Annotated in this window: 25 protein-coding genes; 16 read left to right on the plus strand and 9 right to left on the minus strand. The window is 67.1% G+C overall.

The window, feature by feature from the left end:
• Nucleotide 1: 1 nt before the first annotated feature.
• The 10 genes from LMF57_RS05870 (at nt 2) to LMF57_RS05915 (ending at nt 6,076) form a co-directional block, all read left to right on the plus strand.
• The gene (locus tag LMF57_RS05870) at nt 2–436 is read left to right on the plus strand and encodes a hypothetical protein (protein WP_229291072.1); all 435 of its coding nucleotides are present in this window, start codon (nt 2–4) and stop codon (nt 434–436) included.
• A gap of 88 nt (nt 437–524) precedes the next feature.
• Nucleotides 525–1,601 (plus strand): nitronate monooxygenase, encoded by a 1,077-nt coding sequence (locus LMF57_RS05875; RefSeq protein WP_229291073.1) that lies wholly within the window; start codon nt 525–527, stop codon nt 1,599–1,601.
• Nucleotides 1,598–2,380 carry an aminotransferase class IV family protein gene (locus LMF57_RS05880; RefSeq protein ID WP_229291074.1) on the plus strand — a complete coding sequence of 261 codons (783 nt, stop codon included), beginning with the start codon at nt 1,598–1,600 and terminating at the stop codon, nt 2,378–2,380. The genes LMF57_RS05875 and LMF57_RS05880 overlap by 4 nt, the downstream gene beginning before the upstream one ends.
• A gap of 148 nt (nt 2,381–2,528) precedes the next feature.
• Nucleotides 2,529–2,789 (plus strand): 30S ribosomal protein S16, encoded by a 261-nt coding sequence (gene rpsP, locus LMF57_RS05885; protein WP_025873821.1) that lies wholly within the window; start codon nt 2,529–2,531, stop codon nt 2,787–2,789.
• A gap of 45 nt (nt 2,790–2,834) precedes the next feature.
• Nucleotides 2,835–3,347, plus strand: a complete 513-nt coding sequence (gene rimM / locus LMF57_RS05890) for a ribosome maturation factor RimM (RefSeq protein WP_049470186.1) — start codon at nt 2,835–2,837, stop codon at nt 3,345–3,347.
• Between the two features lie 8 nt (nt 3,348–3,355).
• Nucleotides 3,356–4,114: a tRNA (guanosine(37)-N1)-methyltransferase TrmD gene (trmD, locus tag LMF57_RS05895; RefSeq protein WP_229291075.1), complete on the plus strand. Its 759-nt coding sequence runs from the start codon at nt 3,356–3,358 to the stop codon at nt 4,112–4,114.
• Nucleotides 4,115–4,265: 151 nt separating this feature from the next.
• On the plus strand, nt 4,266–4,667 hold the full coding sequence (gene rplS / locus LMF57_RS05900; protein ID WP_117309826.1) for a 50S ribosomal protein L19: 402 nt from the start codon (nt 4,266–4,268) through the stop codon (nt 4,665–4,667).
• Nucleotides 4,668–4,748: 81 nt separating this feature from the next.
• A complete protein-coding gene (locus LMF57_RS05905) occupies nt 4,749–5,123 on the plus strand; it encodes a DUF6404 family protein (protein ID WP_117309827.1) in 375 nt (124 codons plus the stop codon).
• Between the two features lie 76 nt (nt 5,124–5,199).
• Nucleotides 5,200–5,634 carry a DUF1801 domain-containing protein gene (locus tag LMF57_RS05910; RefSeq protein ID WP_117309828.1) on the plus strand — a complete coding sequence of 145 codons (435 nt, stop codon included), beginning with the start codon at nt 5,200–5,202 and terminating at the stop codon, nt 5,632–5,634.
• A gap of 34 nt (nt 5,635–5,668) precedes the next feature.
• Nucleotides 5,669–6,076: a DUF1801 domain-containing protein gene (locus LMF57_RS05915; RefSeq protein WP_117309829.1), complete on the plus strand. Its 408-nt coding sequence runs from the start codon at nt 5,669–5,671 to the stop codon at nt 6,074–6,076.
• 82 nt (nt 6,077–6,158) lie between these two features.
• Here the strand turns inward: LMF57_RS05915 and LMF57_RS05920 are convergent, their stop codons facing one another.
• A complete protein-coding gene (locus tag LMF57_RS05920) occupies nt 6,159–7,631 on the minus strand; it encodes an MATE family efflux transporter (RefSeq protein ID WP_117309830.1) in 1,473 nt (490 codons plus the stop codon).
• Between the two features lie 62 nt (nt 7,632–7,693).
• Between LMF57_RS05920 and LMF57_RS05925 the strand changes: the two genes are divergently transcribed.
• Nucleotides 7,694–7,933 (plus strand): hypothetical protein, encoded by a 240-nt coding sequence (locus LMF57_RS05925; protein WP_025873813.1) that lies wholly within the window; start codon nt 7,694–7,696, stop codon nt 7,931–7,933.
• A 9-nt stretch (nt 7,934–7,942) separates the two neighbouring features.
• The gene (locus LMF57_RS05930; RefSeq protein WP_025873812.1) at nt 7,943–8,350 is read left to right on the plus strand and encodes an RNA-binding S4 domain-containing protein; all 408 of its coding nucleotides are present in this window, start codon (nt 7,943–7,945) and stop codon (nt 8,348–8,350) included.
• Nucleotides 8,351–8,766: 416 nt separating this feature from the next.
• Here the strand turns inward: LMF57_RS05930 and katG are convergent, their stop codons facing one another.
• The 3 genes from katG to mutS form a co-directional block, all read right to left on the minus strand.
• On the minus strand, nt 8,767–11,007 hold the full coding sequence (gene katG, locus LMF57_RS05935) for a catalase/peroxidase HPI (RefSeq protein ID WP_229291076.1): 2,241 nt from the start codon (nt 11,005–11,007) through the stop codon (nt 8,767–8,769).
• Nucleotides 11,008–11,151: 144 nt separating this feature from the next.
• The gene (locus tag LMF57_RS05940; RefSeq protein ID WP_208081971.1) at nt 11,152–11,775 is read right to left on the minus strand and encodes a DUF937 domain-containing protein; all 624 of its coding nucleotides are present in this window, start codon (nt 11,773–11,775) and stop codon (nt 11,152–11,154) included.
• Nucleotides 11,776–11,894: 119 nt separating this feature from the next.
• The gene (mutS, locus tag LMF57_RS05945; protein WP_229291077.1) at nt 11,895–14,486 is read right to left on the minus strand and encodes a DNA mismatch repair protein MutS; all 2,592 of its coding nucleotides are present in this window, start codon (nt 14,484–14,486) and stop codon (nt 11,895–11,897) included.
• Between the two features lie 322 nt (nt 14,487–14,808).
• Here mutS and LMF57_RS05950 point away from each other — a divergent pair, with 322 nt between their 5' ends.
• Entirely contained in the window at nt 14,809–15,414 is a 606-nt protein-coding gene (locus tag LMF57_RS05950) for a hypothetical protein (RefSeq protein ID WP_229291078.1), read from the plus strand.
• Nucleotides 15,415–15,441: 27 nt separating this feature from the next.
• On the opposite strand, the gene LMF57_RS05955 is transcribed toward LMF57_RS05950, so the two are convergent.
• The gene (locus LMF57_RS05955) at nt 15,442–15,834 is read right to left on the minus strand and encodes a barstar family protein (protein WP_229291079.1); all 393 of its coding nucleotides are present in this window, start codon (nt 15,832–15,834) and stop codon (nt 15,442–15,444) included.
• A gap of 241 nt (nt 15,835–16,075) precedes the next feature.
• Between LMF57_RS05955 and LMF57_RS05960 the strand changes: the two genes are divergently transcribed.
• The 3 genes from LMF57_RS05960 (at nt 16,076) to LMF57_RS05970 (ending at nt 20,327) form a co-directional block, all read left to right on the plus strand.
• On the plus strand, nt 16,076–18,298 hold the full coding sequence (locus LMF57_RS05960; protein WP_229291080.1) for a methyl-accepting chemotaxis protein: 2,223 nt from the start codon (nt 16,076–16,078) through the stop codon (nt 18,296–18,298).
• A gap of 154 nt (nt 18,299–18,452) precedes the next feature.
• Complete coding sequence (locus tag LMF57_RS05965) at nt 18,453–18,821, plus strand: glycine zipper 2TM domain-containing protein (RefSeq protein WP_208081976.1); 369 nt, start codon at nt 18,453–18,455, stop codon at nt 18,819–18,821.
• Between the two features lie 189 nt (nt 18,822–19,010).
• A complete protein-coding gene (locus LMF57_RS05970) occupies nt 19,011–20,327 on the plus strand; it encodes a hypothetical protein (RefSeq protein ID WP_208081977.1) in 1,317 nt (438 codons plus the stop codon).
• Nucleotides 20,328–20,372: 45 nt separating this feature from the next.
• Here the strand turns inward: LMF57_RS05970 and LMF57_RS05975 are convergent, their stop codons facing one another.
• From LMF57_RS05975 to LMF57_RS05990, 4 genes are read right to left on the minus strand one after another with little or no spacing between them, the layout of a single operon-like run.
• The gene (locus tag LMF57_RS05975; RefSeq protein ID WP_229291081.1) at nt 20,373–21,500 is read right to left on the minus strand and encodes an ABC transporter permease; all 1,128 of its coding nucleotides are present in this window, start codon (nt 21,498–21,500) and stop codon (nt 20,373–20,375) included.
• Nucleotides 21,497–22,684 (minus strand): ABC transporter permease, encoded by a 1,188-nt coding sequence (locus LMF57_RS05980; protein ID WP_229291082.1) that lies wholly within the window; start codon nt 22,682–22,684, stop codon nt 21,497–21,499. The genes LMF57_RS05975 and LMF57_RS05980 overlap by 4 nt, the downstream gene beginning before the upstream one ends.
• On the minus strand, nt 22,669–23,682 hold the full coding sequence (locus LMF57_RS05985) for an efflux RND transporter periplasmic adaptor subunit (RefSeq protein WP_229291083.1): 1,014 nt from the start codon (nt 23,680–23,682) through the stop codon (nt 22,669–22,671). Before LMF57_RS05985 ends, LMF57_RS05980 begins: the two co-directional genes overlap by 16 nt.
• Nucleotides 23,675–25,078: a TolC family protein gene (locus LMF57_RS05990; RefSeq protein ID WP_229291084.1), complete on the minus strand. Its 1,404-nt coding sequence runs from the start codon at nt 25,076–25,078 to the stop codon at nt 23,675–23,677. Before LMF57_RS05990 ends, LMF57_RS05985 begins: the two co-directional genes overlap by 8 nt.
• Nucleotides 25,079–25,140: the final 62 nt, after the last annotated feature.

Here is a 25,140-nt window from a genome sequence, read left to right on the forward strand (position 1 = left end):
CATGAACAAGTCGATCGTGGTGATCGCGCTGGCCCTCGGGCTGGTTGCCTGCAAGGACGACACCTCCGTGTCGCAGAAGGCCGGTAGCGCCATCAGTGGAACCGCTGCCGATTTCGTCGCCGGGCTGGGCGAGGGCGTGGACAAGCGCATGAACGTGACGCTGCAGGCCGATCCGGGCCTGGCCGCGCGGGGCCTCACCGTCACCCTCGGCAAGAGCCGTGGCATGGGCTCCAAGGACGCGGCGGTGTACGTGGTGGCCGACAAGGCGTTCAAGGGCAAGCTGGTGGCGCGTGCGCTGGATGCCGAGGGCACCGAGATCGGTCGCGCCAGCGCCGAGGAAGAGTTCGCCGCTGATGACGCGCGCTACGTGACGTTCAAGTTCAACGAAGAAATGGACAGCCAGCTGGTCCGCACCTACGCGGTGTCTGCACGCTGAGCCAGGCGCGAGCGGATCGCCCGGGGCGACGCGCCCGTCCACAGTGTCTGGCGTATGCTGGCAGCGACTCCTCCCACAGGTGCGTCGCGTGAGCCTTTCGCCGATTCTCGAACGCGCCGACGATTTCTGTCGGCGTTTTTCATTGCAGCTGCCGATCCTGCTGGCACCGATGGCCGGTGCCTGTCCGGTTCCGCTTTCCGCCGCGCTGGCCAACGCCGGCAGCATGGGCGCGATGGGGGCCGTGTTGTCGCCGGCGGCGGATATCGGTCGCTGGATGCAGGACTTCCGTGCAGCGTCCAGCGGGCCGGCGCAGGTGAACCTGTGGTTGCCCGATCCCGCGCCGGTGCGCGATGTGGCTGCCGAGGCCAGCACGCGTGCGTTTCTGGGCCAGTGGGGGCCGGAGGTTGCGGCCAGCGCAGCCGATGCCACGCCGGCCGATTTCGAGGAGCAGTTCAGTGCGCTGCTGGCGGCACGGCCGGCGGTCGCCTCGACCATCATGGGCGTGCTGTCGCCGCGTCATGTGCAGCAGTTGAAGGATGCGGGCATCGCCTGGATCGCCTGCGCTACGACGCTGGCCGAAGCACGCGCTGCGCAGGACGCCGGTGCTGACGCGGTGGTCGCGCAGGGCGCCGAAGCCGGCGGCCACCGCGGCGCCTTCGATCCGATGCGTGCAGAGCAGCAGCTGGTCGGCCTGTTCGCACTGCTGCCGCGGCTGGCGGACAACCTGGATATTCCGGTGATCGCTGCGGGCGGAATCGGCGACGGTCGCGGCATTGCTGCTGCCTTGATGCTCGGGGCCAGCGCGGTGCAGATCGGCACGGCCTTCCTGCGCACACCCGAAGCGGCGTTGGCGCCGGCATGGGCCGATGCGTTGGCCCGCAGCGAACCCGAAGACACCTGGCCGACGCGCGCGTTCAGTGGACGCCTGGGCCGTGGCCTGGCGACTGCCTACGTGCGCGCCGCTGCCGCCGAGGGTGCACCTGCGCCGCGCCCGTACCCGGTGCAGCGTGGCCTGACCGCTCCGATGCGCAGGCAGGCCACGCAGGAAAACCGGCTTGCTGCGATGCAGGCCTGGGCCGGGCAGTCGGCATGGATGGCACCGGCAGCGCCGGCCGCCGACGTGCTGCGTGGCATGTGGGAACAGGCGCAGGCACTGTTGCGATGACGGTGACCTGCAACGGCGCAACGGCGCGGGCCGAAGACCTGCTGCCGGCGCTGACCAACTACGGCCACTTCACCTCGTTGCAGGTGCGCGGCCGCTCGGTGCAGGGGCTTGATCTGCATCTGCAGCGGCTGGCGCGTGCAACGCAGGAACTGTTCGGCAGCGGGCTCGATATCGCGCAGGTGCAGGCGTGGATGGCGCAGGCGCTGCAACAGGCCGGCCAGGTCGACGCATCGATGCGGGTCACCGTGTTCTCGCGCCGTTTCGATTTCCGCGCGCCGCTGGCAAGCGTGCCGGTGGATGTACTGGTTGCCGTCTCCGCGCCGGTCGCGCTGACCGCGCCGAAACGCGTACGCAGCGCGACATGGCAGCGAGAGCTGCCGCAGATCAAGCATGTCGGTACGTTTGCCCTGTTCGCCCAGCGCCGTGCGGCGCTGGCAGCAGGTGTCGACGATGCGCTGTTCGTGACTGCCGACGGGCCGATCAGCGAGGGCACGACCTGGAACCTGGCCGTGCATGACGGCGAACACCTGATCTGGCCACAGGCGCCTGCGCTGCGGGGAACCGCTGAAGCGCTGCTGCAGGCGGGCTGGGTGGGCCCACAGCAGATCCGGCCGTTGCGGCTGGATGAGCTGGCCGGCATGCGGGCGGCTTTCGCCTGCAACGCCAGTGGGGTGTGGGCGCTGGACGCCATCGACGGTCAGGTGCTGCCGGGTTCGCAGGCCCTGGCCGAACAGGGCAGGGCGGTGTTGGCCCGGGTGCCCTGGCAGTCGCTTTCCTGAATGGAACCGTTGGAGTCAGATCCCTTTTGCTCGGTAAAGGGGATCTGACCCCGGGGTAGACGCCCGGGGTTGGCTCGGCCGGACTCTGCCGCTATAATCGCCCGCTTACCGCGCCATCCTGGCGACTGGGCAATAGGAAAAAACCACCATGGTCAAGATTCGACTGACCCGCGGCGGCGCCAAGAAGCGTCCGTTCTACCACATCATCGTCACCGACGTCCGCAGCGCCCGCGACGGCCGCAACATCGAGCGCGTCGGCTTCTACAACCCGGTTGCACAGGGTGGCGAGAAGCGCATCGAGCTGGACCTGGCCCGCGTTGACCATTGGGTCAAGAACGGCGCCCAGCCGACCGAGAAAGTTCGCAACCTGATCAAGGAAGCGAGCAAGTCCCAGGCCGCTGCGGCCTGATCCTGACGGGCCGCGCCCTGGTGCGGCCCATCTGATTGAACGCAGATGAAAGATAACGAGCGCCGCATCCTGCTTGGCAGGATTGTCGGCGCTTTTGGTGTGCGCGGCGAAATAAAGCTCGAGTCCTGGACCGAGCCGCGTTCCGCTATTTTCCGTTACCAACCGTGGATCCTGCGCAGCCCCAACGGGCAGGAATCGACGCTTGAAGGCGCCCGTGGCCGGGATACCGGCAAGCACCTTGTGGCCCGTTTCCCGGGCATCGAGGATCGCGACACGGTCGAGGCGATGCATGGCACCGAGGTCTTCGTGGCCCGAAGTGCGCTGCCGCCGCCCAATGCCGACGAGTATTACTGGGTCGATCTGGAAGGCCTGGATGTGAAGACCGTCGAAGGCGTTGCCCTCGGCCAGGTCTCGCACCTGTTCAGTACCGGCGCCAACGATGTGATGGTCGTGCGCGGTGACCGCGAACGGATGATTCCGTTCGTGCTGCCGGACTTCATCACCTCGGTCGACTTCGAGGCCAATCTGGTCGTGGTCGACTGGGACCCCGAGTTCTGAGCCTGAGCATGCGTTTCGACGTCATCACCCTGTTCCCCGATTTCCTCGCCCAGTCCGCTGGGCTGGGTGTGGTCGGCCGTGCGCAGGAAAAGGGATTGTTCAGCCTGCATGGCTGGAATCCCCGTGACTACGCCGAGGGCAACTACCGCCGGGTGGATGACCGTCCGTTCGGCGGTGGCCCGGGCATGGTGATGCTGATCGAGCCGCTGCAGGCGTGCCTGCAGGCGATCCGCGAGGCCGATCCGACGCCTGCGCGGGTGATCCATCTCAGCCCGCAGGGCGCGCCGTTGACCCAGGCCAAGGTGCGGGAACTGGCGGCATTGCCGCGCATGGTCCTGCTCTGCGGCCGCTATGAAGGCATCGACGAGCGCTTCCTGGCCGCCAATGTCGATGAGGAGATTTCTCTCGGCGACTATGTGCTGTCCGGCGGCGAGCTGGGGGCGGCGGTCATCATCGACGCGGTGGCCCGGCTGCAGGAAGGCGCCTTGAATGACGCCGAATCGGCGGCGCAGGACAGTTTCGAGGGCGACCTCGGCCTGCTCGACTGCCCGCATTACAGCCAGCCGGCCCAGCATCCGCTGGGGGACGTGCCGGACGTGCTGCGCTCGGGCAACCATGCCGCCATCGCCGCCTGGCGCCGGCAGCAGTCGTTGATCCGTACCGCGCAGCGGCGCCCGGACCTGCTGGATGAACAGGCACTGGGCAAGGCCGACCGCACGCTGTTGGCCCTGGCCCGCCAGGAGCTGGCAGAAAAGGGCAGGCCCTAGCGCCAGCCCTGCTTTATCGGCTATCATGGCCAATTACGCCGGCCCCGGCCGGTGCGCAGTACCCAAAACAAACGTGCAGCACAGTCCGGTGACTGCATGAGCCCACGCTGTCGAATGACACGCCCACCCGAACAATGAATCGGTGTAACCCATGAGCAAGCTGAACAAGTCCATCGTCGCGGAATTCGAATCCGCCCAGATCACCCGCGAACTGCCGCAGTTCAGCCAGGGCGACACCATTGTCGTCAACGTGAAGGTGAAGGAAGGTACCCGCGAGCGCGTGCAGGCCTATGAAGGCGTTGTCATCGCGACCAAGAACGGCGGCCTGAACTCCTCGTTCACCGTGCGCAAGATCTCGCACGGCTACGGCGTCGAGCGCGTGTTCCAGACCCACAGCGCCATCATCGACTCGGTCGAAGTGAAGCGCCGTGGCAAGGTCCGCGCCGGCAAGCTGTACTACCTGCGTGGCCTGGAAGGCAAGGCTGCCCGCATCAAGGAAGACCTGGCTGCTGCTGCTGCCGCCAAGGTTGCCCGCCTGGCAACCAAGGGCTGATAAACAACTCCGGTTGTTGTCGCGACGGCCGCCTTCGGGCGGCCGTTTGCGTTTGTGCTGCCGCCTCGGTAGTTTCATTGGATGGATGAGATCGACCATCGATACCCGGCGGACATCCAGGTGGCGTTGCGCTTCCTGGACCGTTCCGGGGTGCCACGGAGGGAAGCGGCCCCCTTGCTGCACCGCATGCTGTGGCGGCTGGGCGTCGCGCTGCCGCCGCCGATACTGGCCGGTTTCCTGACCAATACGCTGCTGCAGGGCCTGTTGTTCGGCGTCTTCTGGACGGTACTGATGTGGCTGCTGCTGTGGCAGGGCAGGGCCCCGGCACTGGAACTGCTGTTGCTTGCCGGGGTGGCGGCAGGCGTGATGTTCGGCCTGGTGATGGCCACCCTGATGTGGTTCCTGCGCGGGACCCGCAAGCTGCCCACCTGGCGTCAGTTCCGCAGCAGCCTCTGATGCCATGGCGCAGTGCGCCGTGACCGCTGCCGGGCGGCGGCGTACGCTCGGGCCTTCGACCGTCATGGCCCCTGCGATGCCCGCCAAGCAACCTGCCAACAGTGCCTCGCCGAAGCTGCTGTCCGGCGGTAACCCGCAGATCGCCAAGGGTGAGGGCGATGCGCCCGTGCAGGCTTATATCGCTGCCATGCCGGGCTGGAAGCGGGCCATCGGGGCGCGCCTGGACATGCTGATTGAACAGGCCGTACCCGGCGTGCACAAGGCAGTGAAATGGAACTCGCCGATGTACGGTGTTGCTGCCGGCGAGGGCTGGTTCCTCAGCTTCCATTGCTTCACCCGCTACATCAAGATCGCGTTCTTCCGCGGCGCGATGTTGCAGCCTGTTCCGCCGGAACCGTCCAAGAGCGCCGACACGCGCTACCTGCACGTTGCCGAGGACGAGCCGCTGGACGAGGCGCGGTTCCTCGACTGGGTGCGACAGGCCAGCCAGCTGCCTGGCGAACGCATGTAATCCCCCAGGTTCTTTCCCCGAACGAGACCGCGCGATGGCCACGCAGAAGTCCGATCCCGCAGATGCCACTCTCCCCGCTGCCGCCCTGATTGACGCGCGCATCGCCGAGCTCGCTGATTGGCGCGGCGACATCCTCGCCCGCGTGCGCGCGCTGATCCACGAGGCGCTGCCGGACGTGGAGGAAACCTGGAAATGGCGCGGCACACCGGTGTGGGAGCACAACGGCATCCTGTGCACCGGCGAAACCTACAAGCAGGCGGTGAAGCTGACCTTCGCCCACGGCGCCGCGTTGCCGGACCCGAAGCGCCTGTTCAATGCCAGCCTGGAAGGCGGCACACGCCGCGCGATCGACATCCACGAAGGCGGCATGCCCAACGCCGCGGCGCTGAAAGCACTGCTGCGCGCTGCCGCCAGGCACAACGCGGAAAAGAAGAAGCGGTAGTGCCGGCCGCTGGCCGGCAACTGCGCGATGTTTGCGACGTCCATGGGGTTGCCGGCCAGCGGCCGGCACTACCGGTGCATGTTCAACGCGGTGGAATGGTTTCCAGCGCCGCATCCGGGTCGGCCACCGGCGAGGGCGGACAGGCGGGAATCTCCGAGGGCGTGGCGAGTTCTTCGGCATGCACCGGTGTACTGATCATCTTCGCCTTGCGCCAGCCACCCCAGCGGTAATACGCCAGCGACAGCAGCATCGACACCAGCGAGCCGGCCGGGAAACTCCACCAGATCGCATCGGCACCCCAGTACGGCTGCAGGAATTCGGCGAACGGCACGCGCACGCCCCACAGCGACGCGGCCAGGATCAGCAGCGGCGGCAGCACCGCGCCGGTGGAGCGCACCACGCCGGAGATCACGAAGCTGACGCCGAAGAACAGGAACGAACCGATCACGATGTGGTTCAGGTGCCGCGCGATCTGCAGCGACTCGCTGCCCTGCGGCAGGAACAAGGCCAGCGAATACTGGTCCAGCAGCACCAGCGGCAGGATCAACGCGCCGGTCAGCAGGAAGTTGAACGCGATGCCCTGGCGCGCGGTGCCGCGCACGCGATCCCAGCGCTGCGCGCCGACATTCTGCGCGGCCATCGACGAGCATGCTGCACCGATCGCCATCGCCGGCATCTGCACGTAGTTCCACAGCTGCAGCGATGCACCGTAGGCCGCACCGGTGTCGGTGCCGTACTGGTTGACCATGGTCATCAGCATGATCACCGACAGCGAGATCAGCACCATCTGCAGGCCCATCGGCACGCCCTTGACCACCAGCGCGCGCAGGATGGTCATGTCCAGCTTGAACAGGTGCATGTCGGCGCGACCCAGCCACAGCGTGTGCCGCTTGTGCCGCATGTACAGCAGCAGGCCGGCCAGCGACAGCGTCTGCGACGCCAGCGTGGCCCAGGCCGAGCCGGCGATGCCCAGTTCCGGGAACGGCCCCATGCCGAAGATCAGCACCGGGTTCAGGGCGATGTCCAGCACCACCGAGACCAGCAGGAAGCGGAAGGGCGTGCGCGAATCGCCGGCACCGCGCAGCGCCGCACTGAGGAAGGCGAAGGCGTACAGCGTTGGCATCGCCAGGAAGATGATGCGCAGGTAGGCCTCGGCCAACGGCAGCGAGGCGGCGGGCGTGCCCATCGCCGCCAGCAGCGGGTGGGCCAGGAACCAGCCGGCGATGGCGATGATCACCGACAGGCCGATGAAGAACGTGGCGCTGGTGCCGACCACGCGTCGTGCCTGGGCGATGTCGCGCGCACCGATGGCCTGGCCGATCAGGATGGTCGAGGCCATGCCGAAGCCGAACACCGAACCGATCAGGAAGAACATGATGTTGTTGGCGTTCGCGGTGGCGGTCAGTGCCGCTTCGCCAAGGAAGCGCCCCACCCATACCGCATTCACCGAGCCGTTCAGCGACTGCGCGATGTTGCCTGCCAGGATCGGCAGCGCGAACAGCAGCAGGTTGCGGCCGATCGGGCCGGAGGTCAGGTCAAGCGGCGCTTTGGCCATGGAGTGGTGATCGATTGCCGGGAGGCGCACACTAGCATCAAGCCGGTTTGCAGGATGTGGCAATGCATCAACCACAACAGGCGATGCGGATGATCGTGGCGGCCTTGATCGCAGCGGCACTGGCCGCATGTTCGTCGGGTGACCGGCTGGGCGATACCCAGGTGCGGCCGACCGACCGCCCCGAGTGCCTGGTCGGCAGCCAGCGCCAGGACCTGGCGGCCGGCACGCCGGCATTGATCGGGGGCAGCGGCTGCCGCACCGACCCCGACAATCCGCGCCCCCTGAACAAGCGAACGGAGTAGTCCCCACCGATGTCCGAGCTTTCCCCGTTGGCGCCCAGCGTCCGTCTGGACATCTGGTTGTGGGCGGCCCGCTTCTTCAAGACCCGCAGCCTGGCCAAACAGGCGATCGAGACCGGCAAGGTATCCGTGGCCGGGCAGCGTCCGAAATCCTCGCGCGCAGTACGCGTGGGAGAGCAGCTGCTGGTTGATCGCGGTGAAGAACACTTCGAGATCCAGGTGCTGGGCCTGAGCGACCAGCGCGGTCCGGCGCCGGTGGCGCAGCAGTTGTATGCCGAGAGCGAGGCCTCCAAGGCGCGCCGCGCCGAACAGCGTGCGCTGCGCATTGCCGCGCGTGATGGCTACCAGGCACCGGAGCACAAGCCGGACAAGCGCGCACGCCGGTTGATCCGTGCATTGGGTGATATCGACGCCCTGTGACGGCGCCGCCCGGGCGCTGGTAGTCGCCCACCTTGGTGGGCGTTGTGCCATGTGCCGACCAAGGTCGGCATCTACCGGGTCAAGGCCCCGCAGCAGCGTCTGGTAGTCGCCCACCTTGGTGGGCGCCGTGCCATGTGCCGACCAAGGTCGGCATCTACCGGGTCAAGGCCCCGCAGCAGCGTCTGGTAGTCGCCCACCTTGGTGGGCGCCGTGCCATGTGCCGACCAGGGTCGGCATCTCCCGGGTAAGGACCCCGCAGCAGTGTCTGGTAGTCGCCCACCTTGGTGGGCGCCGTGCCATGTGCCGACCAAGGTCGGCATCTACCGGGTCAAGGCCCCGCAGCAGAGTCTGGTAGTCGCCCACCTCGGTGGGCGCTGTGCCAGGTGCCAACCAAGGTTGGCACCTGGCATATCCGGTCAACCGTGCAGGTCGTAGCGATCCAGCTCCATCACCCGGGTCCAGGCGGCGATGAAATCCTGCACGAACTTCTTCTCGCCATCGGCGCTGGCGTAGACCTCGGCCAGGGCGCGCAGCACGGCGTTGGAGCCGAACACCAGGTCGGCACGGGTACCGGTCCAGCGCGCAGCGCCATCGCTGCGGCCGCGGCCTTCATAGCTTTCGCGACCGGTCGCCTTCCAGGTGGTGCCCATGTCCAGCAGGTTGACGAAGAAGTCGTTGCTCAGCGTGCCGGGACGGTGGGTGAACACGCCGTGCCTGCTACCGTCGGCATTGGCGCCGAGCACGCGCAGGCCACCGACCAGGGCGGTCATTTCCGGTGCGGTGAGGGTCAGCAGCTGTGCCTTGTCGATCAGCAGCGCCTCACCCGGCACGCTGTAAGCGCCCTTGAGGTAGTTGCGGAAACCATCGGCAGCCGGTTCCAGCACCGCGAACGATTCGACGTCGGTCTGTTCCTGGCTGGCATCGGTGCGGCCCGGGGTGAACGGCACGCTCAGGTCATGGCCGCCGGCCTTTGCCGCCTGCTCGATGCCGACGCCACCGGCCAGCACGATCAGGTCGGCCAGCGACACCTGCTTGCCGCCCGCGCCGTTGAACTCGGCCTGGACCTTTTCCAGCGCGGCCAGCACTTTGGCCAGCTGCTGCGGCTGGTTCACCGCCCAGTCCTTCTGCGGTGCCAGGCGCACGCGCGCACCATTGGCGCCACCACGCTTGTCCGAACCGCGGAAGGTCGAGGCCGAGGCCCACGCGGTGGACACCAGCTCGGCCACGCTCAGGCCGGTCGCTGCGATCTTCTGCTTCAGCGCGGCGATGTCCTTGGCGTCGATCAACGGATGCCTGGCTTCCGGCACCGGGTCCTGCCAGATGAATTCCTCGGCCGGAATCTCCGGGCCGAGATAGCGCGCACGTGGGCCCATGTCGCGATGGGTCAGCTTGAACCAGGCGCGGGCGAAGGCATCGGCGAAGGCCTGCGGATCAGCAAGGAATTTCCGCGAGATCTTTTCGTAGGCCGGGTCCATGCGCAGCGACAGGTCGGTGGTCAGCATCGTCGGGCGGTGCTTCTTCGACGGATCGTGCGCATCGGGAATCACTGCGTCCGCATTCCTGGCGACCCACTGGTGGGCGCCGGCCGGGCTCTTGCTCAGCTCCCATTCGTTGCCGAACAGGATCTCGAAGAAGTCGTGGCTCCACTGCGCGGGGGTGCGGGTCCAGGTGACTTCCAGGCCGCTGGTGATGGTATCGCCACCCTTGCCGCTGCCGAAGCTGTTGGCCCAGCCCAGGCCCTGGCTTTCCAGGCCCGCTGCTTCCGGTTCCTTGCCGACGTTGTCGGCCGGGCCGGCACCATGGGTCTTGCCGAAACTGTGGCCACCGGCGATCAGGGCGACGGTTTCCTCATCGTCCATCGCCATGCGGCCGAAGGTGTCGCGGATGTCATGCGCGGCCAGCACCGGATCGGGATTGCCATCCGGGCCTTCCGGGTTCACATAGATCAGGCCCATCTGTACCGCGGCCAGCGGGTTTTCCAGTTTGCGCGAGTGCACATCGCCATCAGCGTCGTCATCGGAAACCAGCACGCCGTGGTCCTCTTGCACGCCCTCCGAGCCGTGCTTGTAACGCACGTCGCCACCGAGCCAGGTGGTCTCGCGGCCCCAGTACACGTCCTGGTCCGGCTCCCAGGTATCGGGACGGCCGCCGGCAAACCCGAGCGTCTTGAAACCCATCGATTCCAGTGCGACGTTGCCGGTCAGGATCAGCAGGTCGGCCCAGGAAATGGCCTGGCCATATTTCTGCTTGATCGGCCACAGCAGGCGGCGTGCCTTGTCCAGGCTGACGTTGTCCGGCCAGCTGTTGAGCGGAGCGAAGCGTTGCTGGCCACGACCACCGCCACCACGGCCGTCACCGATGCGGTAGGTGCCGGCACTGTGCCAGGCCATGCGGATGAACAGGCCGCCGTAGTGGCCGAAGTCGGCTGGCCACCAGTCCTGCGAGTCGGTCATCAACGCCTTCAGGTCGGCCTTCAGGGCGCTGTAGTCCAGCCCGTTGAAGGCCTTGGCGTAGTCGAAGCCCGCATCAAGGGGATTGGAGCGCGTGGAGTGCTGGTTGAGCAGATCCACGCGCAGCTGGTTCGGCCACCAGTCGCGGTTGGTCGTCGCATCACCGACGACGGCATGGTTGAACGGGCACTTCGCTTCGCTTTTCATGGGTCTCTACCTGTGGGCTGGCGAACGAGGGAATCAGATCGCTCACCCACCATAGGCATCGCCTAACCATGGGTAAATTCGATTGATTCAACCGATGCGATAGTGGATGCCTATGATCGGCAGCGCTTGCATCGTTGTGCGCGATCAGCGCTTGAGCAGGCCCGCGCCGAGCTTGAACAGATCGCTGGCGCCGAACTGGCCATCGCCGTCCTGGTCGAGCGCACCGCCGAGCAGGCTGCCGATGCCGCCGCCGGAGTGCTGTGCTTCCTGGCCCAGGGCCTGGCTGAGCTGGCCGGCGTTGCCGCTCTGGGCAAACCGCTGGGCGAGGAACGACATGACGATGGGGGCCAGGATCGCCAGCAGCTGGCTGGACCTGCCGCTGTCCAGGCCGGTCTTCTGGCCCAGCACTTCGGCCGCCTGCGAGGTCTGCCCGCCGAACACGTGGCCGAGGATGCCGGCACCGTTGGTGGCGTTGCCGCCGCCACCGCCCATCACCGCGCCGAGGATGCTGCCGATGTCGAAACCGCCGCCAGCACCGCCACCGCCGCCCGAACCAAGGTGGTCGCGCTGCAGGGCATTGAGGAGGGACTGCGCACCCTGCGGTTCGCTGGCGTTCTGGCCCATCGCGCCGAGCAGCAGCGGCAGCGCGCTGCCGACGGCCTGGGTGGCCTGGCTGCTGTCCAGGCCGAGCTGCTGCGAGACCTGCTGCAGGCCTTGGCCCTGCTGCAGCTGCTGGAAAAGGGATGCAGCGAGGGATTCGGTGTTCATGGCGGTCTCCGGTCTGTGAAGGACGAACCGCCCGAGCATAACGCCGTGTACACGACGGCAATGCGAAGGCTTCATGGCGGGCGTCCGCCGGGCAGGGCCGGCGGAACCTGCGGCCTGCCTTACAGCAGCGCCTTCAGCCGGTACAGCGCTTCCAGTGCCTGCTTTGGGGTCAGCTCGTCCGGGTCGATCGCGGCCAGCGCCTCCTGCGCCTTGTTCGGCGGGGCGGCAAACAGTCCGAACTGCTGCGGGGCATCCAGCGCCTGCGGGGCGAGTTCGGCGGCATGGCTTTCGCCACCGCGCTGTTCCAGCTCCGCCAGGCGTCGGCGCGCCTGTGCCACGGTGGAACGCGGCAGGCCGGCCAGGGCAGCCACCTGCAGGCCGAAGCTGCGGTTGGCCGGACCGTCCTTCACTGCATGCATGAACACCAGTGCTTCGCCGTGCTCGACGGCATCCAGATGCACGTTGGCGATGCCGCTGCGTCCGCCCTCGTGCTGCTCGTCGGCCAACGCGGTCAGTTCGAAGTAATGGGTCGCAAACAGCGTGTAACAGCGGTTTTCGTAGGCGAGTCGGCGCGCTACCGCGTCGGCCAGGGCCAGGCCGTCGTAGGTGGACGTGCCGCGGCCGATCTCGTCCATCAGCACCAGCGAATGCGCGGTGGCGTGATGCAGGATGTAGCTGGTTTCGGCCATCTCGACCATGAAGGTCGACTGCCCGCGGGCAAGGTCGTCGCCTGCGCCGATGCGGGTCAGGATGCGGTCGATCGGGCCGATCAGCGCACGGCTGGCCGGCACGAAGCTGCCGATGTGGGCCAGCAGCACGATCAGCGCGTTCTGCCGCATGTAGGTCGATTTACCGCCCATGTTCGGGCCGGTGATGACCAGCATGCGACGGTCCGGGTGCAGGTCCAGGTCGTTGGGCTCGAACGGCTGGTCACGCACCGCTTCCACCACCGGATGGCGGCCGCGCTCGATCTTCAGGCACGGCTCGGCCTGCAGCTCCGGGCGCGCCCAGTCCAGCGCCTGCGCACGTTCGGCGAAGGCGGCCAGCACGTCCAGTTCGCTGAGTGCGGCAGCACACTGCTTGAGCGGCTCCAGTTGGGTGCCCAGGGTGTCCAGCAGCTGCTCGTACAGGTACTTTTCGCGCGACAGCGAACGGTCGCGGGCGGACAGTACCTTGTCTTCGAACGCCTTCAGTTCTTCGGTGATGTAGCGCTCGGCGTTGGTCAGTGTCTGCCGGCGGGTGTAGTGCACCGGCGCACGGTCGGACTGGCCCTTGCTGATTTCGATGTAGTAGCCGTGCACACGGTTGTAGCCGACCTTCAGGGTGGCGATGCCGCTGCTCTCGCGCTCGCGCTGTTCCAGGTCGACCAGGAACTGGTCGGCGTGGGTCGACAGGCGGCGCAGCTCATCCAGCTCGGCGTCGAAGCCATCGGCCAGCACGCCACCGTCGCTGAGCTTGAGCGGCGGCATGTCGGCGATCGCGCTGGCCAGCAGGTGGGCGCATTCGTCGTGTTCGCCGAGCGCGGCGTGCAGGGTCTGCAGGCGCGGTGAATCCAGCGGTGCCAGCACCTCGCGTACGGCCGGCAGCAGGCCGAGGCCATCGCGCAGGGTCGAGAAGTCGCGCGGCCGTGCCGAGCGCAGGGCAACGCGGGTGAGGATGCGTTCAAGGTCGCCGAGGCGGCGGAACTGTTCGCGGATATCTGCGTCCGCGCCACGGTCGATCAGTGTTTCCACTGCGTGGTGGCGCTGCACCAGCACCTCGCGCAGGCGCAGCGGCCGATGCAGCCAGCGGCGCAGCAGGCGGCCGCCCATCGGCGTCACCGTGCTGTCGAGCACGCCGAGCAGGGTATTGCGGGTATCGCCGTCGACACGGGTGTCCAGCTCCAGATGGCGCCGCGTTGCCGCGTTCATCGCGATCGCTTCGCCGGCGGTTTCCATCGAGATGGAGGTCAGGTGCGGCAGGCGCTGCTTCTGGGTTTCCTCGACATAGCCGAGCAGGGCGCCGGCAGCGGCCGTGGCGCGCGGCTTGTCGTCGATGCCGAAGCCGCTCAGGTCATGCAGCTTGAAGAAGTTCAGCAGCTGGCGGCGGCCACTGTCGGCGTCGAACAGCCATGGTGCGCGGCGACGCACGCCGCTGCGCTGGCGCAGGAACTCCGGCCAGTTCTCCTCATCCGGCACCAGCAGTTCGGCCGGCTCCAAACGCGCGAGTTCGGCTTCCAGCGCGTCATCGGTGTCCACTTCGTTGACCAGGAAACGGCCGCCGGCCAGGTCGGCCCAGGCCAGCCCATAGCCGTTCTTGTTGCGCGACAGGGCCATCAGCAGGGTGTCGCGACGCTCGTCCAGCAGCGCTTCGTCGGTGACCGTGCCGGGGGTGACGATGCGCACCACCTTGCGTTCGACCAGCCCCTTGGCCAGTGCCGGGTCGCCGATCTGTTCGCAGATCGCCACCGATTCACCCAGCGCGACCAGTCGTGCCAGGTAGCCCTCGTAGGCGTGCACCGGCACGCCGGCCATCGGAATCGGTGCACCACCGGAGCTGCCGCGCTGGGTCAGGGTGATGTCGAGCAGGCGCGCGGCCTTGCGCGCGTCGTCGTAGAACAGCTCGTAGAAGTCGCCCATGCGGAAGAACAGCAGCAGGTCCGGGTAGTCGGACTTGGCTGCGAAGAACTGCTTCATCAGCGGGGTGTGTTCGGCGGACTTGTCTTTGGACATGGGACTCGTGGATCAGGGGCGTCCGCTCGCGCCGGAGGGCAGCGGGGCGGAGCGGGTACAGGGTTGTCCATGGTAACTGGTCGGGGCAGGGGGACGCTTTTGCCGGGGCGTGGGCGCGTGTCGCAGGCGAACAGCTGCGGTGGCGCGTGCGGCATTCAATGGTCGTGCGGGAGGCTCGGGTGATGGGCAATTGCGAGTGAAACGGTCGTTGCCGGCGCCGGCCTGCTGGTGCTGGGTGAATCCGTGTTGCGGGTCACAGCTTTTGCCGGGACGTCCGGCGGAGGGTGGATCGCCGCAATCGGGCGGTCAATCGGAGTCATGCATGTTCCGTCGGGTGTTGCTTGCGATATTTCTGGCCTGCACTGCGGGTCGTTCCCCGTCGGCAGAGGCGGTGCCGTCGAACGACCTGCACCACCTTGCGTTGCGGGTGCTGCACGACGGGGTTCCCGCGTTCTCGCCCCGGCTGAGCGTGCGGCAAGGGCGCACGGCGACCGTCGCGCTGGAGGGCAGGCATGGGCAACGCTACAGCCTGGTGGTCGACATTGCCGAAGCGGTGGCCGTCGCCGGCGAAGCAGGCGCAGACCTGCAATGGAGCCTGTGGCAGGACGGGACGCCGCTGCAGGAGGCCGCATTGACGATCTCTCCGGCGATGGTGCAGGCGGCGGCACTGGAGGGGCGGCCGCTGGGTGTCCGCAAGCGTGGGCTGGGCGGGGCACAGGTCGACGTCCAGGTGCTGGACTATTCGGTGGAAGCGTCGCCCTCGGAAGGAGATGGCAGGGCGACTGCCTGTGCCATTGCCTCGCCGATGGCAACCGCTCGCGATAAGGGATGTTGTGCCGCGAAGTGCCAGGATGGCAGCGGACAGTCGCTCAAGTGCTGTGGTGCAAGCTCCTGCTGTGCATGTGGTACCTGTTGCCACGTTCCTTGATGGGCGTCGGCAGCAGGCGTGGCAGCCTCAGGCCTGTACCAGGGTGATGGTCGGGTGGCTGGCGAAGATCTCCATCACGATGTCGAAGTAGGTCTGCCCCTCGCCACGTTGCAGGGCGTCCAGCTGGCGGCCGATGGTTCCGGCATTGAACGTACCCGGCTGCCGCAGCTTGTCTTCCAGCCACGCCCGCGTTGCATCCACTCCCAGTGCCTCGCGGCTGCGGTCGATGTCGCGCCAGACCAGCGTAGCGGTTTCGTGCCCGGCCAGCGCGCCATAACCGCCGTACAGCAGATCGTCCAGTGCATCGAGGCTGGGGCCGAGCTGCCAATCTTCGCCGGCCATGAATACCCGGTTGATTTCCGCATGGAAACTGGGGATATCAACGATGGCGGTGCCTTCGATCTGCAGGAATACGGTCATGCGCCGACTATAGCGTTGGGCTGCCAAAGAGCGCGCGACTTATTCATCGGGGTGATACGTTCCCAACCCGCCTTTGCTGAAGGCCGGACGATGCAGCGCTGCAGGGGGATAAGCAGGCAGCAAGGAAAGAATCCCCGCTTGAACGCATTTATGTTGATGAGGCGTTGTTTCAATAAATGTGTTTAAAGTTTCCCGAGGGTCGTGCCGCCACCGATATAGGGCCACGATCAAGGGAATTGAGATGCTCGCCTTACGCAACCTCCGTGTGGGATCCCGGCTTTCGGCCGGCTTCGGTCTGCTGTTGCTGTTCATCCTGGCCATCGTCGGCCTGGTGCTGTACGGAAACCATCTGAAGTCCGCCCAGTTCGAGAAAGTGGTGGGCGTGAACATGGTCAAGATGCGGTTGTTGAACGACATGCTCGATACCAATAACGCGGTGCTGATGCATCGTCGCCTGATGGTGATCAAGCGAGGCGAGGAGTTCGACAAGGACTACCAGCGGGCGCAGGAACTGAGCCGTACCTACGACGGCATCTGGGACAAGTACGTCAAGATTCCCCGCGATGCCACCGGCGATACGCTGGTGGCGCAGATCGCGGCGGCACGCAAGGCCACCGACGTCTCCACTCAGCAACTGCACGAGCGGATGAAGGCAGGCGACTACGACGGTGCAGCTACCGAACTTCTGGCCGAGCAGGGGCTGGCCGCGGCCTGGAATGGAGCAATCTCCAGCCTGCTGCGGCACCAGGAAACCCTGACCGAACGCGGCCGTGAGCAATACCGCGCCACGGAAGCATGGACGGAAACCCTGTCCATTGCCTTTGGTGTGCTCAGCCTGATTCTCGGCGCACTGGCCGCGTGGGCGATCACCCGCAGCCTGACCCGCCCCTTGGCGGGCGCGGTGAAGTTGGCTGATGGCATCGCCAACGGTCGTCTGGACAACGTCATCGATGCTTCGGGCAACGACGAGGTGACCCAGTTGCTGAAGTCCATGCAGCGCATGCAGGGGCAGCTGCAGGCGGTGATGGCCGCGCAGGGCGAGATGGCGCGGCAGCATGATGATGGCAGCTTGAGCTACCGCATGGACGAGAGCGCCTTCCCCGGCGACTACGGGCGCATGGTGCATGACACCAATGCATTGGTGGGCTCGCACGTGCAGGTGCAGAACCGCCTGATCGAGGTGATGAAGCACTACGCGCGCGGCGACCTGTCGGTGGACATGGATCGCCTGCCCGGTGAGAAGGCGGCGATGACCCAGGCGATGGACGAGACCAAGTCGAGTCTGTCGGCCATCAACGGCGAGATCCGCCGGCTGGCCACAGCCGCTGCTGCCGGCGACTTCAGCCTGCGCGGTGACGAAGCACGCTTCGAGCATGATTTCGGCGAGATGGTGACCGGGCTGAACCGGTTGATGCAGACCACCGACGAGAACCTGGTGCAGGTGTCGAGCCTGCTGCAGGCGATCTCGCGCGGCGATCTGACCGTACGCATGCAGGGCGACTTCCACGGCGTGTTCGCCCGCATGCGCGACGACTGCAACACCACCGTCGAGCAGCTGACCCAGATCGTCGGCCGTATCCAGGCCAGTGCGTCCAGCATCAATCTGGCGGCGGGGGAGATTGCCTCCGGCAATACCGATCTGTCGCGGCGTACCGAGCAGCAGGCGGCCAACCTGGAAGAAACGGCAGCGTCGATGGAGGAGCTGACCTCCACGGTGAAGCAGAACGCCGAACACGCGCGCCAGGCCAACCAGCTGGCGATCGGTGCACATGGGGTGGCCTCGCAGGGCGGCGAGGTGGTCGGCCAGGTGGTGATCACCATGAGCGCCATCGAAGCGTCGTCGAAGAAGATCGCCGAGATCATCAGCGTGATCGATGGCATCGCTTTCCAGACCAACATCCTGGCGCTCAATGCCGCCGTGGAAGCCGCGCGTGCGGGTGAGCAGGGCAGGGGCTTTGCGGTGGTGGCCAGCGAGGTGCGCACCTTGGCACAGCGCTCGGCGGGGGCGGCCAAGGAGATCAAGGGCCTGATCGAGGAGTCGGTGGGCAAGGTGTCTGACGGCTCGGCGCTGGTGCGTCAGGCCGGCACGACGATGGGCGAGATTGTCGCCTCGGTGCAGCGGGTGACCGACATCATGGCGGAGATCTCTGCAGCCTCGCAGGAGCAGAGTTCCGGCATCGAGCAGGTCAACCAGACGGTGATGCAGATGGACGAGGCCACCCAGCAGAACGCTGCGCTGGTGGAAGAGGCCAGCGCGGCAGCACGTTCGATGGAGGAGCAGGCCAACCTGCTGGCCGAGGCGGTGTCGGTGTTCCGCACCGGCGCTTCGGTCGCGGCGGCAGCGGTCCGTCCGATGTTGGCAGCGGTCGCTGCAAGCGTGCCGCCGGTGCGTCGCGCGACCGGCCTGCCGCCGCGAAATGCCCCGTCGCTCGCTGCCAACACGGGTGGGTGGGAAGAGTTCTAAACCGGGTGGGAGACGGCGCCCATCGTGAGGCGGGTCGCGATGGGCGCATGTTCTTTTCCTGAACCGATGATGGCCGCTGAGGGCCTGGAGACGTGGATTTCACCTGCAGTTGCCACGTGCAGGCAGACACTTGCGCCATACCGGAGCACAGGAGATGGCCATGAAGACCTCGACCCGATTGATGGTGCTGGGCACCCTGCTGGCGGCCTCGTCCGTTGCTGGCGCACAGAATTACGGCCCGCGTGATGAAGGGCGCAAGTTCAACGATGGCAGCCGCGTGGTCTGCAAGAACGTGGAAGTGCAGCGCAATTCCCGCGATCCCAACCGCATCACCGGTACCGCCACCGGCGCCGTGGTCGGCGGCCTGCTGGGCAACCAGGTAGGCGGCGGCAACGGCAAGAAGCTGGCGACCGTCGCCGGTGCCGTGGCGGGCGGTGCAGCTGGGCGGCAGATCCAGGGCAACCATCAGCAGAAGACCGGCGACCGCGTGGTCGAGCGCCGTTGTGAGCGCGTCTATCGCTGATCCCCATGCGATAACCCCCTTCCACACTGCTGTACCCCGAACGCCGGCCCCGTGCCGGCGTTCTCCGTCTCCGGACCCGTTCCGTGGGGCAGCGCGCATGCCTATACTGCGCCGACCTCCAGGGATGAATCGCCAGTGAACGAGTCGAGCGCTGTAGACCGTCGGGTACCGTCCGATGTTGCGGATGCAATGCCTCGCACGACAGCCAGCTACTCCCGCGTGCGTGACCGCACCGACGAGCTGGAGCTGTTCATTTCCGGCCTGCTCGCCTTCGCACTGCTCGCCGTGCCGGGCTACCTGTTCGATGCGTGGGCGCGCAGCAGCCTGCATACCGAAGGTGTCTATTTCCAGGCGCTGTGGTTCGCCTTCAGCATCGGCGTCGGCATGTGCTACGTGCTGGCGGTGGCCTTGATCATCCACTTGGCCGTGCGCGGCTACTGGATCGGCCTGATCGGCCTGAAATCGCACTTCCCCAACGGTATCGACTGGGATCGGTTGACGATGCTGGGGCCGTTCTCACGCGCGTTCCTGCAGCAGCGCGACGGCGGCCTCGACGGCACCATTGAACGCGCGGACCGGCTTGCCACCATGCTGTTCTCGACCACGCTGTTGTGCGTGCAGACCCTGGCCGGCACGCTGGTGGTAGCCATTGTCTCGCTTGGCGTGGCGATGGCCATCGGCGCCGCCTTCGGCGATGTGGATCGCATCACGCTGGGAATCGTTGCGGTGTTGATGCTCTGCCTGCTCGGCCTGGCGATGGTGCCGATGCTGCTGGAAAAGTCGATCGCGCGACGTCGCACGCGGGGCCTGGACACGGCACGGCAGGAGAAGCGACTGCAGTCGGTACTGGCTGGCCTGCAGCGGGTACCGATGCTGCGCCTGCTGCAGACCATGCAGTGGACTCTGCAGAGCAACCTGCGCGGGCGCTCGTTCACGGTGATCTATATTTCGGCGGTGATGCTGGCGATGGTGCTCGCCGCCCTGCAGGTCTATGGCTCGATGACGTTCTCGCTGTTCAACCGCTACAGCGTGCTGACCGAGGAGGCAGTGAACCACGGCATGCTGGGCGCGCACTACGAATCGCTGCGCTCGGCGCACGACCAGTTGCTGCCTTATCCGATGATTCCGGCCGATACCATCAGTGCATCACGGTTGCGCCTGTTCATTCCCCATCGCCCGCAGCGTGACAACCCGGTGGCGCGACAGCGCTGCGCCGGTGGTGCCCGCAATGAAGCGAAGGGCGCACTGGCCGCGACAGGAGCGGTCAACTGCATGGCCACGCTGTGGACGGTGCAGCTCGATGGCGCCAAGGTCGACCTGCACGATTTCGTGCCGATGGAACGCCGCGACCTGGACATGCGCGGGCTGGTGGGCTATCTGCCGATGGCGGACCTGAAGCCGGGCCGGCATGACCTGCGACTGGTCTGGAACGCGGACGGCGGCGAACGCGGCCCCAGCCGTCGGCGCGAATACAGCATTCCGTTCTGGTACGCACCGGAGCCGTAAAAGGGGACGGAGGGGATTGAGTCGCTCTCCCCCTCTCCGTGCCGGTTACGACTTAATCCCCTCCGTCCCCTTTTGGTTGCGCAGGCGCCAGAGGGCGAGGGCGCCGTACAGCACCAGCAGCGCGGCCAGGGTGATCAGTTCGCGGCTGACCTCGGCCAGGCTGGCGTCCATCTGGTTCAGGCGCACCATCAGGTTGATGCCGGAGGTGGTCGGCAGCAGCTGCGCCAGCCACACCAGCGGGCGCGGGGTCATCACCGCCGGCCACGACAGGCTGGCCAGGAAGAACAGCGGGATCGAGGTGGCGATGATGTACTGGAAGGCGCGTTCGCGCGTGCGGAAGAAGCTGCCGACGAACAGGCCGAACGCCACCGTGGCAGCGATGAACAGGGTGCCGCCGAGCAGCTGGCCGAGCGGGTTGCCGCCACGCGGATAGTCCTGCACCCAGGCGGTGAAGCCGGCGTACCAGAACAGCCCGAACAGCCCGATCAGGCCGAAGCCGAGGGCCATGCCGGTCAGGGTGGGCAGGTCGAACTGCAGGCGCCGGCCCAGCACCAGCCGGCGGCCACCGAGCAGCACGCCGATGCCCATCAGCAGCGTCTGGTGCACGATCAGTTCGGCCACGCCGGGCACGATCGCGCTGCCATAGCCTTCCTGCGTGTTGAACAAGGGCCGCTGCACGAGGGTGACCGGTGGTGCCTGTGGCGCGCCCATGAATGCTGCCTGGGTAACCGCCGCCTCACGGCCGAACGCACCCAGCGCATCGGCCACGCTGCCCAGCACCCAGCTGGCGCGGCCGAGGTAGGCGCCGTTGCCGAGCAGCACCAGTTTGGCCGGATGCCCGCGCAGGATGTCGCGTTCCAGATTGGCCGGGATAAGTACGATGCCTTCGGCCTGGCCCGCTTCCAGCTGTGCGCGCGCTTCCTGCAGGTCGGCCGGTTGCCCGACCACATGGGCCACGCGCAGCGAATCGAGCTTGCGCAGCAGCTCGCGGCTGGTCGCGCTGTGGTCTTCATCGACCACCAGCACGGGCAGGTTGCCGGCCACCTGGTGGCGATAGGCGGCGGGGTAGAAGAACGAGTACAGGATCACCGCGCCGACCATCACCACGATCGCGTAGCGGTCGCAGAGCACGGCCAGCAGGGTCTGTCGCAGGCTGTGCCAGATCCGGCTCATGCGCCTGCCCCGGCGGGTTGGGCGGCCTGCGGCGTGCGCGCGAACGCCAGCAGGCGCCAGCCGCCGATGCCGCCAGCAAGCGCGATCATCAGCAGCAGCGTGGCCAGCGGCCACAGCGACACCGCTAGTGGCGAGCCGATGAACTGCTGCTGGGTCTGCAGCTTTATGTAGGCGCTGAGCGGCAGCAGCAAATGCCAGACGCGGGTGAACAACGGCGCGTCGATCACCGGGAACGTGGCGCTGGAGAACGCCAGCGCGGTGCCGATGCTCAGGCCCACGGCGGACAGGGCCGTGCCCATGTCACGGGTGACGCCGACGAAGAACAGGGCATAGGCCGCGGTGGCCAGGTAGAACAGCGGCTGTGCGAGCAGCAGCAGAAGCACGCTGCCAGCGATGCCGTCGCCACGCAGCCAGGCCAGGTAGGCCGCGCCCAGCGCGCCGTACAACGAGAACAGCAGCACGTAGGGCAGCACCTTGCCGGCAATGGCCGACCACGGTGCATGGCCCAGCCAGGCGGGCAGGGTGCCGTCGCGGATCTCACGGCCGAGGCTGCCGGCCACGGCCAGCGCCAGTACCAGCGACAGCACCGCCGGGAAGATCAGTGGCAGCAGGAACAGCTCGTAGCTGCGCGCCGGATTGAACAGGATGTCCGACTGCACCGCGATGGGCGCGGCACGCAGCTTGCCCGGCCCGACCTGCAGGCCGATGCGTTCGCGCAGCAACCGCGCGTTCCACGCAGAGACCGCGTCGCCGATATCCCGCGCGGCGGACTGGCCGGTGGTCATGTACGTGGCGTTGTAATAGGAAAACACCGTGCCCTGCCGGCCGCGCAGCGCCTGGCGGGTCACATCGCGCGGCACCAGCACCACCGCGAACACCTCCAGCCGGCGCAGCTGCGCGCGCGCCTCCTCCATATCGGCCGGTTGGCTTGCGATGCGCACGCCGGGGCTGGCGTCGAGCATGCGCAGCAGCAGGCGGCTGTCGCTGCTGTGGTCAAGGTCGACCACGGCAATCGGCACATCGCGCATCACCGATGCGGAGAACATCCAGGCCATCACCACCAGCATCAACAGCGGCAGCACGGTGACCAGTGCAAGGTCTGCGCGGTTGCTGCGCAACCGGTGCAGTTCGCGCTGCCATGAGCTGCCGAAGCTGCTGCGGCTGGTGTTCAGTGCTGCGGCCATGCGAACAGCACGCTCATGCCGGGGCGGAAGCCCTCGATGCGGCGTACCGGGCGCACCCGCACTTCGAAGCTGCGCACGTCATAGCCCGATGACTGGCGGGTGGTGCGCCAGGTAGCGTAGTCGCCCGCAGGATTGATGAAGTAGACCTCGAACTCACCGTCCTTGCCGAGTGCCGGCACGCTGCCCTGCAGCTTGCTGCCGACCTTCAGGCCCTGCATCTGCGATTCGCGCAGGTTCATCGACACCCACATGCGGTCGATGTCGACCAGGGTGAACACCGGGTAGCCGGCCGGTACCAGTTCGCCCGGGTCGGCCATGCGCTTGTTGATCTCGCCGGCCACCGGCGCGCGGCCTTCCACTTCAACGCGCGCGGCGTTGACTTCCGCCACCGCGCCCTGGGCCTGCTGCACCTGGCCCTGCGCGGCACGCTTGTCCTGTTCACGCGCGCCGGTCAACGCCATGTCGTACTGGGCGCGGGCGGCGCGGGCCAGTTCGCGCGAGCTGGTGGCCTGGGCCGCCGCTTCATCGCGCTTCTGCCGGGTCATCACCCCTTCGTTGAACAGGTTCTGCACGCGCCGGTAAGTGGCATCGGCAAGGGTCGCACCGGCCTCGGCGCGCTTCCAGTTGGCTTCGGCTGCGCGGATGTCTTCGCTGCGTGCGCCTTCGGCAGCCTTGTCGGCCACCGCCTGCGCCGCAGCCAGTGCGCCGTGCGCTTGCTGTTCCTTGGCTGCCACTTCGGGGCTGTCGAGCAGGAACAGCACCTGCCCGGCCTGCACGCGATCGCCCTCGCGGACCTTCAGTTCGGCCACGCGCGCGGTGATCTTGGCGGACACGTTGAGGGTGTCGGCGTCGGCCATGCCCTGGATCTGGTCGGCGGGGCTGCGCCAGGCCAGCCACAGGCCCAGCACCACCGCCACCAGCAGCACCACCAGCAGAACCGGCCCCAGCCGGCGCTTGCCCGGGGGCGTCGTTGCTTCGTCGTGCAACACATCACTCATGATCAATTACCTCGTCTGCACGCCGCCGATGGTCTTCGAAGCGGTCCATCTGTCCACTCACCTCGAGCAGTTGCGCCAAGGCGATATCGTATTGGTAGGCGGCCTGCGCACGTTCGACGCGGGCACCGCCAAGACCGAGCCGTGCGTCGATCACGTCCAACGAGGTGGCCTGGCCTTCGCGGAAGGCCAGCTCCTGCAGGCGCAGGTTCTCGTCGGCCTGGGCGATGCTGCTGTCCAGCAGCACGAACTGCTGGCGTGCGGTTTCCAGCTCGTTCCAGGCCTTGCGCACACCCAGCGCGACCTGGTTCTCGGCCTCGCGCAGGCCGGCCTCGGCCTGTTCCTGCTGCGCGCGTGCTGCACTGATCTGTGCCGGCCGTGAGTTCGGCGACAGGAAGGTATACTTCAGGCCGATGCCGAACGCCCAGTCCGGATCGGTCAGCATTTCGTCGCGGCGCCGGAAGTCGTACTGGCCGAACAGGAATACCGTTGGCTTCAGCTTGGCCTGCTGCACGCGCACGCCCTGTTCGGCCTGCGCCACGATCGCCCGCAGGCGGGCGATCTGCGGCTGCCGTGCCTGCGCGGTACGCTCGAAGGTGGCGACCGGTTCCAGCGGCGCGCGCTGCACGAACAGCGGCGACAGCGGCTGCACATCGCCGCCACTGCGCAACAGCGTGGCCAGGGCAGCCTTCAGCGTGGCCAGATCATTGAGCGTCTTCTGGTACTCGCGCTCGGCCTTGTCGCGGGCGACGGTGGCCTGCAAACGCTGCGCACGCGTAGCGAAGCCTTCGCGTTCCAGCTTCTCTGCATCGGACAGGTGGCGGTTCAAGCCATCGCGCACATCGCGGCGCACGACCACTGCCTGTTCGGCCAAGCGCTGACCGAAGTAGGCCTGGGCCAGTTGCACGGTCAGCGACTGCCGCTGCGCTTCGCGCTCGGCGCTGGCCTGTTCGCTGGCCGCGCCGGCAGCACGCTGCGCGGCCGGAATCAGGCCGCCGGTGTACAGCGGCAGCACCGCAGTGACCACCGGCCGTGTGCGCCAGTCGCGCTCGGTGAACGACAGCGGTGAGTCGATGCCAAAGGCTTCGGCCACCGGCGCCAGCGAGCCCAGCGGCAGGGTCAGGGTCTTCTGGAACTGGAGGCGCCGCACTTCGCCGGTGATCTCCGGCAGGCGCAGCAGGCGGGTGGCCTCGTGCAGTTCTTCCTTGTTGCGCACGCCGGCATCAGCAGCGGCCAGCGCGTCGGAGACCTGTTCCAGACGCTGCCGCGCCTGTTCCCATTCCAGTGCGGGAGGCGCGCTGGTCTGTGCCGCTGCAACCAGCGGCAGGCTGGCCAGCAAGGCCAGGCCGGCAGCGCCGAGCGCGCGATGCATCCTTGTCCGTGGGCAGCTCAGGCGCATGCCGTTCCTGTAGTGAAGAAGTGGGCAAACGGTAGTGGTCCGCGCGTGAAGCCGGGGTCTGC

Source organism: Stenotrophomonas sp. SI-NJAU-1 (assembly GCF_020883215.1).
Taxonomy (GTDB): domain Bacteria; phylum Pseudomonadota; class Gammaproteobacteria; order Xanthomonadales; family Xanthomonadaceae; genus Stenotrophomonas; species Stenotrophomonas indicatrix.

Bases quoted from the DNA above. Each gene is read 5' to 3' on its own strand.
- LMF57_RS05870 (WP_229291072.1), top strand. From the start codon at position 2: ATGAACAAGTCGATCGTGGTGATCGCGCTGGCCCTCGGGCTGGTTGCC.
- LMF57_RS05880 (WP_229291074.1), top strand. From the start codon at position 1,598: ATGACGGTGACCTGCAACGGCGCAACGGCGCGGGCCGAAGACCTGCTG.
- rpsP (WP_025873821.1), top strand. From the start codon at position 2,529: ATGGTCAAGATTCGACTGACCCGCGGCGGCGCCAAGAAGCGTCCGTTC.
- rimM (WP_049470186.1), top strand. From the start codon at position 2,835: ATGAAAGATAACGAGCGCCGCATCCTGCTTGGCAGGATTGTCGGCGCT.
- trmD (WP_229291075.1), top strand. From the start codon at position 3,356: ATGCGTTTCGACGTCATCACCCTGTTCCCCGATTTCCTCGCCCAGTCC.
- rplS (WP_117309826.1), top strand. From the start codon at position 4,266: ATGAGCAAGCTGAACAAGTCCATCGTCGCGGAATTCGAATCCGCCCAG.
- LMF57_RS05905 (WP_117309827.1), top strand. From the start codon at position 4,749: ATGGATGAGATCGACCATCGATACCCGGCGGACATCCAGGTGGCGTTG.
- LMF57_RS05910 (WP_117309828.1), top strand. From the start codon at position 5,200: ATGCCCGCCAAGCAACCTGCCAACAGTGCCTCGCCGAAGCTGCTGTCC.
- LMF57_RS05915 (WP_117309829.1), top strand. From the start codon at position 5,669: ATGGCCACGCAGAAGTCCGATCCCGCAGATGCCACTCTCCCCGCTGCC.
- LMF57_RS05920 (WP_117309830.1), bottom strand. From the start codon at position 7,631: ATGGCCAAAGCGCCGCTTGACCTGACCTCCGGCCCGATCGGCCGCAAC.
- LMF57_RS05925 (WP_025873813.1), top strand. From the start codon at position 7,694: ATGCATCAACCACAACAGGCGATGCGGATGATCGTGGCGGCCTTGATC.
- LMF57_RS05930 (WP_025873812.1), top strand. From the start codon at position 7,943: ATGTCCGAGCTTTCCCCGTTGGCGCCCAGCGTCCGTCTGGACATCTGG.
- katG (WP_229291076.1), bottom strand. From the start codon at position 11,007: ATGAAAAGCGAAGCGAAGTGCCCGTTCAACCATGCCGTCGTCGGTGAT.
- LMF57_RS05940 (WP_208081971.1), bottom strand. From the start codon at position 11,775: ATGAACACCGAATCCCTCGCTGCATCCCTTTTCCAGCAGCTGCAGCAG.
- mutS (WP_229291077.1), bottom strand. From the start codon at position 14,486: ATGTCCAAAGACAAGTCCGCCGAACACACCCCGCTGATGAAGCAGTTC.
- LMF57_RS05950 (WP_229291078.1), top strand. From the start codon at position 14,809: ATGTTCCGTCGGGTGTTGCTTGCGATATTTCTGGCCTGCACTGCGGGT.
- LMF57_RS05955 (WP_229291079.1), bottom strand. From the start codon at position 15,834: ATGACCGTATTCCTGCAGATCGAAGGCACCGCCATCGTTGATATCCCC.
- LMF57_RS05960 (WP_229291080.1), top strand. From the start codon at position 16,076: ATGCTCGCCTTACGCAACCTCCGTGTGGGATCCCGGCTTTCGGCCGGC.
- LMF57_RS05965 (WP_208081976.1), top strand. From the start codon at position 18,453: ATGGCCATGAAGACCTCGACCCGATTGATGGTGCTGGGCACCCTGCTG.
- LMF57_RS05970 (WP_208081977.1), top strand. From the start codon at position 19,011: ATGCCTCGCACGACAGCCAGCTACTCCCGCGTGCGTGACCGCACCGAC.
- LMF57_RS05975 (WP_229291081.1), bottom strand. From the start codon at position 21,500: ATGAGCCGGATCTGGCACAGCCTGCGACAGACCCTGCTGGCCGTGCTC.
- LMF57_RS05980 (WP_229291082.1), bottom strand. From the start codon at position 22,684: ATGGCCGCAGCACTGAACACCAGCCGCAGCAGCTTCGGCAGCTCATGG.
- LMF57_RS05985 (WP_229291083.1), bottom strand. From the start codon at position 23,682: ATGAGTGATGTGTTGCACGACGAAGCAACGACGCCCCCGGGCAAGCGC.
- LMF57_RS05990 (WP_229291084.1), bottom strand. From the start codon at position 25,078: ATGCGCCTGAGCTGCCCACGGACAAGGATGCATCGCGCGCTCGGCGCT.